The organism is Microbacterium sp. P2_F9 (assembly GCF_056403635.1).
The window spans coordinates 1-9,307 of record NZ_JBFUFC010000152.1; the positions used below are offsets into that span (position 1 = coordinate 1).

A 9,307-nucleotide genomic window follows, 5' to 3' on the forward strand; every position below is an offset into this window, starting at 1 on the left:
GGGATGAGCAGCGCACCGGTGAGGTAGTTGGTCTCCACGCGCTGCCGGAGGAACTCCGCGTAGCCGGTCGGCTCCCGGTGGCCGAGGATCCGGCTGGACAGGGCCTGCAGCACCGCGGTCCGGGGGTCGCCTTTCGCGGTCAACCGGCTCGAGAGGTACAGCCGGCCGTTCTTGATGTCGGCCACGGAACGAGTGGTCTGCGGCAGATCCGGCACGTAATGCAGGGTGAATCCCAGATGACCGGCGATGTCGGATGCCGTGCGCTGCGTGAGCGGACCGCCCGGGTGGTCGACGGCGGCGAGGAGCGCCCGAGCCTGCTGTTCGAGCTCGGGGAAGTAGTTGTTCTGCGTGCGCATGAGCCGCCGCAGCGCGAGGTTGGCGCGGCGGGCTTCCTCGGGTGTCGCGGCGCGCTCATCCCGAAGGCGGTCGAYCTCCGCCTGCAGCGCGAGCATCGCGCCGAGCGCCTCCGTCGGCACGGCCTTGCCGATACGGAAGGGGGCGATACCCAGCGCCTGGAACGTCTGACCCTTCATGGCACGCTCGAGTGCGATCTCCAGGGTGGCCCGCTCGTCGAGGTGCTCCGACTCCAGCAGGGCATCCAGTGTCGTTCCGAGCGCCCGAGCGATCGCACGCAGCAGCGTGAGCTTCGGCTCGCGGTGCCCGTTCTCAATCATCGAGAGCTGACTGGGCGCGCGCTCGACGGCCGCAGCGAGCTGGTCCAGGGTCAGGCCCCGCTGGGTGCGCAGCTGACGGATGCGTCGGCCGAGGGTGAGGGGATCCACCTCTTCATCTGACTCMCCGTTCGCGTCCAGGTGACCCGCGTCTCCGGTGTTCATGACGGCATTCTGTCACGAAAGCAGAAGAAGTCCGGATCTTCACATCTGCTTTGGCCATGACACCGCTCGAACTTCACACAGTGTGGTGACACGACCAGCGATTCGAGGAGAACCGACATGACGATCCACGCCACACCCGGCCAGCCGCCCCTCCGTGCGGGCGACCAGACGCAGACCGCCGCCGAGCTCCAGGAGATCTGGGAGACCGACCCGCGCTGGGACGGCATCGAGCGCACCTACACCGCCGATGATGTCATCGCGCTGCGCGGCTCGGTCCGCGAGGAGTCGACCCTCGCCCAGCGCGGCGCCGAGAACCTGTGGAACCTGCTGCACACCGAGGACTACATCCGGGCGCTCGGCGCCTACACCGGAGGTCAGGCCGTCCAGCAGGTGCGCGCTGGCTTGAAGGCGATCTACCTGAGCGGCTGGCAGGTCGCCGCCGACGGCAACCTCGCCGGCCAGACCTACCCCGACCAGAGCCTGTACCCCGCGAACTCCGTCCCGGCCGTCGTCCGTCGCATCAACAACGCGCTGATCCGGCAGGACCAGATCGAGCACGCCGAGGGCGACATCACCCAGGACTGGATCGCTCCGATCGTCGCGGATGCCGAGGCCGGCTTCGGCGGACCGCTCAACTCCTACGAACTCGCGCAGTCGCTGATCCAGTCCGGCGCCGCCGGTATCCACTGGGAAGACCAGCTCGCGAGCGAGAAGAAGTGCGGACATCTCGGCGGCAAGGTGCTCGTGCCGACGCAGCAGCACATCCGCACCCTGAACGCCGCTCGGCTCGCCGCCGACGTCGCCGGTGTGCCGACGGTCATCATCGCCCGCACGGATGCCCTCGCGGCGGACCTCCTCACGAGCGACGTCGACGAGCGGGACCAGGAGTTCACGACCGGCGAGCGCACCAGCGAGGGCTTCTACCGGGTGACCCCAGGCCTGGACGCGGTCATCAGCCGGGGTCTCGCGTTCGCGCCGTACGCCGATCTGCTGTGGGTGGAAACGGGCGAGCCCGACATCGAGCTGGCTCGCGCGTTCGCGGCGGCGATCCATGAGCGGTTCCCCGGCAAGCTGCTGGCCTACAACTGCTCGCCGTCATTCAACTGGAAGCGCCACCTCGACGATCAGCAGATCGCGACCTTCCAGCAGGAGCTCGCTGCCCTGGGCTACAAGTTCCAGTTCATCACGCTCGCCGGCTTCCACGCCCTGAACTACTCGATGTTCGACCTCGCCAGCGGCTACGCCGAGCGCGCCATGAGCGCGTACGTCGAACTGCAGGAAGCCGAGTTCGACGCCGAGGCACGCGGCTACACCGCGACCAAGCACCAGCGAGAAGCCGGAACCGGCTACTTCGACCGGGTGTCGACCGCACTCAACCCCGACAGCGTCACCCTCGCCCTGGTGGGATCCACCGAGGCCCAGCAGTTCCACTGACCAGACCGGAGAACAGATCATGACCATCACACACACGGGCTCTCCGCCCAGGACGACCACCCACACCCCGTCGATCGAAGTGCTCGGCACCATGCGCGAGCGCTACGACGAGATCATCACCCCGGACGCACTCGCGTTCCTCACCGAGCTGCACGATCGGTTCGCGGGACGCCGGCACGACCGGCTCGCCGATCGCCAGCGCCGCCGCTTCGAGGTCGGCAACGGGCACGACCCGCGGTTCCGCGATGACACCGCCCACATCCGCGACGACGCCGAGTGGCGCGTCGCGGGCGCGGGCCCCGGGCTCGAGGACCGCCGGGTGGAGATCACCGGACCGACCGACCCGAAGATGACGATCAATGCGCTCAACTCCGGCGCGAAGGTCTGGCTCGCCGACCAGGAGGATGCCACCTCCCCCACCTGGCGCAACGTCATCGAGGGGCAGCTCTCGCTCCGCGACGCCATCCGCGGGCAGCTGCGCTTCAAGAGCCCAGAAGGCAAGACCTACGAGGTCACCGCGGCGCAGACGCCGACCATCGTGATGCGCCCGCGCGGCTGGCACCTGATGGAGCAGCATCTGCGGTTCATCGACCGCTCCGGACGCGGGCTCGCAGCATCCGGCTCGCTCGTCGATTACGGGCTGTACTTCTTCCACAACGCGAAGCAGCTGATCGCGAACGGGCGGGGCCCGTACTTCTACATCGCCAAGCTCGAATCCAGCGAGGAGGCGAAGCTGTGGGATGACGTCTTCACGTTCAGCGAGCGGCACCTCGGCATCGCGCACGGCACGATCCGCGCCACGGTGCTGATCGAGACCCTGCCTGCGGCGTTCGAGATGGACGAGATCCTCTTCGAGCTGCGCGATCATTGCGCGGGCCTCAACGCCGGACGCTGGGACTACATCTTCTCGATCATCAAGAACTACCGCGGCCGCGGGGCGCGGTTCGTGCTCCCCGACCGCAGCGAGGTCACGATGACGGTGCCGTTCATGCGGGCCTACACCGAACTGCTCGTGCAGACCTGCCACAAGCGGGGTGCGTTCGCGATCGGCGGCATGAGCGCCTTCATCCCCAATCGCCGCGACCCTGAGGTGACGCAGCGCGCGTTCGAGAAGGTCGCCGCCGACAAGAAGCGCGAGGCCGCCGACGGCTTCGACGGCACGTGGGTCGCGCACCCCGACCTGATCCCCACGGCGAGGGCGGAGTTCGATGCCGTGCTCGGCGACCGGCCGAACCAGCTCGACCGTCGGCGCGACGATGTCGACGTGAAGGCCGCCGACTTGATCGATGTGCACATCGGCCGCCCGATCACCGCGGCAGGAGTGCACGGCAACGTGTCGGTCGGCATCCGCTACCTCGAGGCCTGGCTGCGCGGGCTCGGTGCCGTCGCGATCGACAATCTCATGGAGGATGCCGCCACCGCGGAGATCTCGCGCAGCCAGGTGTGGCAGTGGATCCATCAGGACCGCACGACCGACGACGGCACCCCGATCACGCGCGAGTACGTCGACGGGCTCATCGAGCAGGTGCTGGGCGGGACGCAGCGGACGGCAGGCGACCGCTTCGACGATGCGGCCGAGGTGTTCCGCGAGGTCGCGCTCGGTGCCGACTTCCCCGCGTTCCTCACGCTCAACGCGTACTCGCGCTACCTGGTCGACGTCGACTGAGCAGCGACGGATGCCCCGACCCGGCCGGGTCGGGGCATCCGGCTGCCCGCCCCGCAAGGGCCGAGAAGTTTTTCGCAGCGCTTTGTCGATCCCGCTATGTCGGGATCGACGCCCTTCACGTAGCGTCACTCAACGGAAAGGACAGCGCGATGAAATACCTCATGCTCGTCGTGGTCGACCCCGATCTCGCAGACAAGGAGGACCCACCCCTCTCGATCGAGGAGTGGGTCGACGAGACCTACGGCAGTGGTCACGCGACCGACGGCGACCGGCTGCGCCCGCCCGCGGAGGCCAAGACGGTGCGGCGCCGAGGCGACAAGGTCATCGTCACCGATGGGCCCTTCGCCGAGACGCACGAATGGATCGCGGGCTTCGACATCCTGGAGTGCGAGAACCTCGAAGAGGCGATCGAGATCGCGTCGCGGCATCCGATGTCCACGTCCGGGATCATCGAGCTCCGGCCGGCGTGGCCGCTCGACCTGGCCTGATCGCGTCAGACGCGGGACTGGTGCGCGGGCTCGCTGTCGGCGAGTCCCGCCGCCGGTCGCGCCTGAGCGGGCGCGACGGGTGCCGGTGCTTCGCGCGCGAGGCGCTGTGCGCGGATACCGCTCGCGAGTGCCCAGGACAGCAGCCACACCGCGGAGATCACGGTGAGGATCGGAGACACCCGCAGTGCCGCCTCAGGATCGATCAGTATCGCGAGGCAGGCGAGCGCGGCAAGTCCTCCGAGGATCGCGCCGACCGCGCCGATGATCGCCAGTTTGCATCCATTGGCGATCCACCAGGTGATTCCGCCGGCGACGATGAGCACGATGGCCATGACGACCGCGCCCCACATCCATGCGCCCATGCCCTCAAGGTACTCGCTGGGCGGCGTGGGCGCGACAGACCTGCTGTCGGGCTGGCGCAGACCTCCCGCCTGAGCGCGGGCCGGGTTCGGCCGGTAACCTCATAGGCGTGACTGAACGCGCTCCGCTCTCCCGCAAGCTGTCCGCCATCGCCGAATCGGCGACACTCAAGGTCGATGCCAAGGCCAAGGCGCTCCAGGCCGCAGGCCGCCCCGTCATCAGCTACGCGGCGGGCGAGCCCGACTTCGCGACCCCGCAGTTCATCGTCGATGCCGCCGCCGAAGCCCTCCGCGACCCCTCGAACTTCCGCTACACCCCGGCCGTCGGACTTCCCGTGCTGCGCGAAGCGATCGCCGCGAAGACGCTGCGCGACTCGGGGCTCGAGGTCGAGGCATCCCAGATCATCGTCACCAACGGCGGCAAGCAGGCCGTGTACCAGGCGTTCCAGTCGGTCGTGAACCCGGGCGACGAGGTGCTGCTGCCCGCGCCCTACTGGACCACCTACCCCGAGGCCATCGCCCTCGCCGACGGCGTGCCCGTCGAGGTGTTCGCCGGTGCCGACCAGGAGTACAAGGTGACCGTCGAGCAGCTCGAGGCGGCGCGCACCCCCCGCACCACCACGCTCGTCTTCGTGTCGCCCTCGAACCCGACCGGTGCCGTCTACACGCCAGAAGAGACCCAGGCGATCGGCGAGTGGGCCGTTGAGCACGGCATCTGGATCATCTCCGACGAGATCTACCAGAACCTCACGTACGAGGGTGCGCGAGCGGTCTCGATCGTCGAGGCGGTTCCGGATGCCGCATCCCAGACGATCCTCGTCAACGGCGTCGCGAAGACCTACGCGATGACCGGATGGCGCGTGGGCTGGATGGTCGGCCCCAAGGACGCGATCAAGGTCGCCGCGAACCTCCAGTCGCACCTTTCGAGCAACGTCAACAACATCGCGCAGCGCGCGGCGCTGGCCGCGCTCACCGGCCCGCAGACCGAGGCGGAGGAGTTCCGCGTCGCGTTCGACCGGCGCCGAAAGCTCATCGTCGGCGAACTCTCGAAGATCGAGGGCGTCGCCGTGCCGAACCCGCTCGGAGCCTTCTACGTCTACCCGGATGTGACCGGCCTGCTCGGGCGCACCTGGCGGGGCAAGACGCCGACGACCAGTCTCGAGCTGGCCGATCTGATCCTCGAAGACGCCGAGGTCGCTGTGGTGCCCGGTGAGGCGTTCGGACCGTCGGGATACCTCCGGCTGTCGTACGCGTTGGGCGACGAGGCGCTCCTCGCGGGCATCAAGCGCCTGCAGGAGCTCTTCGCCTCTTGACGCGGGCCGCGCCTACAGCTCGACGCCGACCAGCACCGGCTCGGGCTGCAGGATCAGGCCGAACTCGGACTGCACGCGTCCCTGGATGAACCGGGCCAGCTCGGCGATCTCCTCGGCGGAGGCCGAACCGCGGTTCGTCAGCGCCAGCGCGTGCTTCGATGACAGCGCCGCCCGCGACCGCGGGATCTTGAACCCGCGGCGCAGCCCGGCGTGCTCGATGAGCCACGCAGCGCTGACCTTCACCTCGGACTCCCGCGCGGTCGGCGCCGGAACGTAGCCGTCGTAGGCCGACAGCGGGATCACGAGCACCGGGTCGAGGTCGGGGGTGACCTGCCACCGCGGGCACTCGACGGGCAGCGTGCGCGCAAAGCTCGCCGAGACGATGGCGTTCTGGAAGAACGATCCCGCGCTGTACGTGTCAGGGTCGGCGTCGTCCAGCACCATGCCCTTGGCGCGGCGCGTGGACAGCACGTGGTCGCGGACCCACTCCAGCGTCACCGCCTCACCGGGCCGCAGGCCGAGTGCGCCGCGGAGCTGCTCCCCCGCGATCGGCCGCGCGCCGGCGCCGACCTCTGCGAGATCGAGCGTGACGGAGAGGATGACCGCCGACCGCAGCGGCACGGAGCCGTAGTGGTTCTTCAACACGGAAGTGCGGAAGCCGAGACCGAGATCGGCGGCGGAGACGGTCGACACTTCGCCCGTCGGCTCGTCGATGAGCTCGACCTCGATGAGGCTCTGCACGATCTCCTGGCCGTAGGCGCCGATGTTCTGCACGGGCGCGGCGCCGACGGTGCCCGGAATGCCCGACATCGCCTCGATGCCTGCCAGTCCCTCGGCGACCGCGTACGCGACGAGCGCGTCCCAGCTGTGCCCCGCCTCCACCCGCAGGCGTACGTATCCCGGCCGAGGCGACGGCATCCGCTCGATTCCGGTCGTCCGCACGCGCACGACGGTCCCCTCGAACGGCGCGTCGCCGACGAAGAGGTTCGATCCGCCGCCGAGCACGAGCCACGGCTCGCCGCCTGCCCATACCTCACGGAGGGCATCGACCAGCTCATCGGCGGTGAGCGCCTCGATCATGCGCTCCGGGGCGCCGCCGGTGCGCAGCGTCGTCAGCCGCGCAAGCGGAACAGGCTCGACTTCGGGCATCATCTAGGCGAGACGAACGCGCGCCTGCGCTTTGCCGAGCACAGTCGTCTCGCCGTGGGTCACCGTCAGATCGATGCGGGCGGTCTCGGCGTCGACGGCGCCGACCGTGGCGACGACCGTGAGGTCGGCACCGGTCTCGGGATCGACGACGACCGGGCGGGTGAAGCGCACGCCGACCTCGACGAGGCGTCCGGAGTCGCCCAGCCACGCCACGATGGTCGAGACAGACAGACCCATCGTCAGCATCCCGTGCGCCAGCACTCCGGGAAGCCCGACGGCGGCGGCGACGTCATCGCGGTAGTGGATCGGGTTGAAGTCGCCTGAGGCGCCGGCGTAGCGCACCAGCGACTCGCGGGTCAGATGCACGGTGCGCTCGGCGACCACATCGCCGACGGTGAGCTCGGCCATCACTCGCCCTCTCCGACCAGAAGGATGGATGTCGCGGTCGCAACGTGCGCCCCTGCGGCATCGGTGATCGCGGCTTCGCTCGTGACCATCGCGTTGCCGCCGATCGTGCGGAGGCCGGTGACCGTGAGCGCCGCGGTGAGCTCGTCGCCGGCGACGATCGCCCGGGAGTAGGCGAACCGCTGCTCGGCGTGCAGCACGTGGGACAGGACGATGCCCGAGTCGGGCTCTGCGAGCAGCTGCTGCAGCGTCAGCTCCTGCATGATGATCGCGAAGGTCGGCGGGGCGACGACATCCGCGTAGCCGAGCGAGCGGGCGACCTCCGGGTCGGTGTGCTGGGGGTCATCGGCGAAGACGGCGCGCGCGAACTCGCGCACTTTCTCACGACCGACGAGGTAGGGCGCCGTCGGCGGAAACGTCCGGCCGAGGAGTTCGGGGTTCACTGGCACCGTGCCATCCTACCGAGCCGGGGCTGGCGCCCCGTCGGGGACGGACGCCTCAGCGCCGCCGTCCGCGAACGGCCCGGAGCGCCATCTGCCCGGCGATCACGGTGAGGAACAGCGCGAAGAGGATGTTGGCCACGAGGGGATCGACCTGCACGGCGATCCACGCGCCGAGCGCCGTCGTCGTGCACGCGGCAAGTCCGATGAGCGCCGCAGCGACGAGGTCGACGTTGCCCCGGCGCACGTTGCCGATCGTTCCCGACACCGCGGTCGGAATCATCATGAGCAGCGACGTGCCCTTGGCGATGAGGTCGCTCGCGCCGAACACGAGCATGAGCGCGGGCACCACGATGATGCCACCTCCCACACCGAGCAGTCCGGCAAGGATGCCCGTCACGACACCGAGTGCAAGCAGGCCGACGACGGTCAGCGCGTCGAGCACCAGTTCGGCGTCACGAGACGGGACCACGAGGAAGAGCGTCACGATGACGGCACCGAGAAATGCGACGAACCCCCAGCGCAGTGCGGTGATCGGCACCCGCGGCAGCAGGTATGAACCGATCTGCGCGCCGACGATCGCCCCCGCCGCAAGGAGGATGGCGGCGATCCAGTCGACCGAGCCGTGCACGGCATACGAGATCACCCCGACGGTCGCGGTCGGCACGATCGCCGCCAGCGAAGTGCCGGCAGCCAGCCGCTGGTCGAACTTCAGGATCAGCACGAGCAGCGGCACGATGACCGTTCCCCCGCCGACGCCGAACAGCCCCGACATGAGGCCTGCCAGCAGGCCGATGCCGAGGCACGCCACGATGAACGCGGGTGTCTTCGCGGCGCGCGGAGCTGCCTCGGACACGATTCAGTTGCTGTTCGCGGCGTCGATGGCCCAACCGCCGTCGGCCGGGATGACGGTGTACGACCAGTGCTCTTCGACCTGCTCCGGCTCGGGCAGCGGCGCGCCCGAGTCGTCGACGGTCGCCTGGTAGGTCTCGGTGGTCGACACGACGACCTGGGCGTCGTCGTCCTGCTGGACGTCGGTCACTTCGAGCACGTAGTCGTCAGTCGTGTCGTTGAAGTACCTGGCCTGCTCCTCGAAGGTCGCGCAGTCCGGCAGCTGGATCTCGTCGCGGAACGCGGCCGTGGTCGAGCCCATGTACTTGTCGCAGTTCGCCTCATCCCACGCCTCGTCGTAGGTGTTGACGGCTGCGACGGCGGCC

At 69.1% G+C, this 9,307-nt stretch carries 11 protein-coding genes; 4 read left to right on the forward strand and 7 right to left on the reverse strand.

Annotated features, from left to right (window positions below):
* Window positions 1-836, reverse strand: an 836-nt coding sequence (locus tag AC1DVT_RS14615) for a helix-turn-helix domain-containing protein (RefSeq protein ID WP_477389755.1), incomplete at its 3' end; no start/stop codon positions are given.
* Between the two features lie 117 nt (window positions 837-953).
* On the opposite strand from AC1DVT_RS14615, the gene aceA reads away from it, so the two are divergent.
* The 3 genes from aceA to AC1DVT_RS14630 all read left to right on the forward strand — a co-directional run bounded on the left by aceA (window position 954) and on the right by AC1DVT_RS14630 (window position 4,424).
* Entirely contained in the window at window positions 954-2,270 is a 1,317-nt protein-coding gene (gene aceA / locus AC1DVT_RS14620) for an isocitrate lyase (protein WP_477389756.1), read from the forward strand.
* Between the two features lie 19 nt (window positions 2,271-2,289).
* Window positions 2,290-3,936 carry a malate synthase A gene (aceB, locus tag AC1DVT_RS14625; protein WP_477389757.1) on the forward strand — a complete coding sequence of 549 codons (1,647 nt, stop codon included), beginning with the start codon at window positions 2,290-2,292 and terminating at the stop codon, window positions 3,934-3,936.
* Between the two features lie 149 nt (window positions 3,937-4,085).
* The gene (locus tag AC1DVT_RS14630; RefSeq protein WP_477389758.1) at window positions 4,086-4,424 is read left to right on the forward strand and encodes a YciI family protein; all 339 of its coding nucleotides are present in this window, start codon (window positions 4,086-4,088) and stop codon (window positions 4,422-4,424) included.
* Between the two features lie 5 nt (window positions 4,425-4,429).
* Here AC1DVT_RS14630 and AC1DVT_RS14635 read toward each other — a convergent pair whose 3' ends face one another.
* Window positions 4,430-4,786: a hypothetical protein gene (locus AC1DVT_RS14635; protein ID WP_477389759.1), complete on the reverse strand. Its 357-nt coding sequence runs from the start codon at window positions 4,784-4,786 to the stop codon at window positions 4,430-4,432.
* 107 nt (window positions 4,787-4,893) lie between these two features.
* Between AC1DVT_RS14635 and AC1DVT_RS14640 the strand changes: the two genes are divergently transcribed.
* Window positions 4,894-6,096 (forward strand): pyridoxal phosphate-dependent aminotransferase, encoded by a 1,203-nt coding sequence (locus AC1DVT_RS14640; RefSeq protein WP_477389760.1) that lies wholly within the window; start codon window positions 4,894-4,896, stop codon window positions 6,094-6,096.
* Window positions 6,097-6,108: 12 nt separating this feature from the next.
* On the opposite strand, the gene AC1DVT_RS14645 is transcribed toward AC1DVT_RS14640, so the two are convergent.
* The 5 genes from AC1DVT_RS14645 to AC1DVT_RS14665 all read right to left on the reverse strand — a co-directional run.
* On the reverse strand, window positions 6,109-7,245 hold the full coding sequence (locus AC1DVT_RS14645; RefSeq protein WP_477389764.1) for a UDP-N-acetylmuramate dehydrogenase: 1,137 nt from the start codon (window positions 7,243-7,245) through the stop codon (window positions 6,109-6,111).
* Window positions 7,246-7,248: 3 nt separating this feature from the next.
* Window positions 7,249-7,653, reverse strand: a complete 405-nt coding sequence (locus tag AC1DVT_RS14650) for a MaoC/PaaZ C-terminal domain-containing protein (protein ID WP_477389761.1) — start codon at window positions 7,651-7,653, stop codon at window positions 7,249-7,251.
* Window positions 7,653-8,099 (reverse strand): FAS1-like dehydratase domain-containing protein, encoded by a 447-nt coding sequence (locus AC1DVT_RS14655; RefSeq protein ID WP_457099095.1) that lies wholly within the window; start codon window positions 8,097-8,099, stop codon window positions 7,653-7,655. The genes AC1DVT_RS14650 and AC1DVT_RS14655 overlap by 1 nt, the downstream gene beginning before the upstream one ends.
* A gap of 49 nt (window positions 8,100-8,148) precedes the next feature.
* Complete coding sequence (locus AC1DVT_RS14660) at window positions 8,149-8,946, reverse strand: sulfite exporter TauE/SafE family protein (RefSeq protein WP_477389762.1); 798 nt, start codon at window positions 8,944-8,946, stop codon at window positions 8,149-8,151.
* 3 nt (window positions 8,947-8,949) lie between these two features.
* Window positions 8,950-9,307: hypothetical protein (locus AC1DVT_RS14665; protein WP_477389763.1), on the reverse strand; the 358-nt coding region annotated here is incomplete at its 5' end.

Coding starts and splice junctions, on each gene's coding strand:
- aceA (WP_477389756.1), top strand. CDS start 954: ATGACGATCCACGCCACACCCGGCCAGCCGCCCCTCCGTGCGGGCGAC.
- aceB (WP_477389757.1), top strand. CDS start 2,290: ATGACCATCACACACACGGGCTCTCCGCCCAGGACGACCACCCACACC.
- AC1DVT_RS14630 (WP_477389758.1), top strand. CDS start 4,086: ATGAAATACCTCATGCTCGTCGTGGTCGACCCCGATCTCGCAGACAAG.
- AC1DVT_RS14635 (WP_477389759.1), bottom strand. CDS start 4,786: ATGGGCGCATGGATGTGGGGCGCGGTCGTCATGGCCATCGTGCTCATC.
- AC1DVT_RS14645 (WP_477389764.1), bottom strand. CDS start 7,245: ATGCCCGAAGTCGAGCCTGTTCCGCTTGCGCGGCTGACGACGCTGCGC.
- AC1DVT_RS14650 (WP_477389761.1), bottom strand. CDS start 7,653: ATGGCCGAGCTCACCGTCGGCGATGTGGTCGCCGAGCGCACCGTGCAT.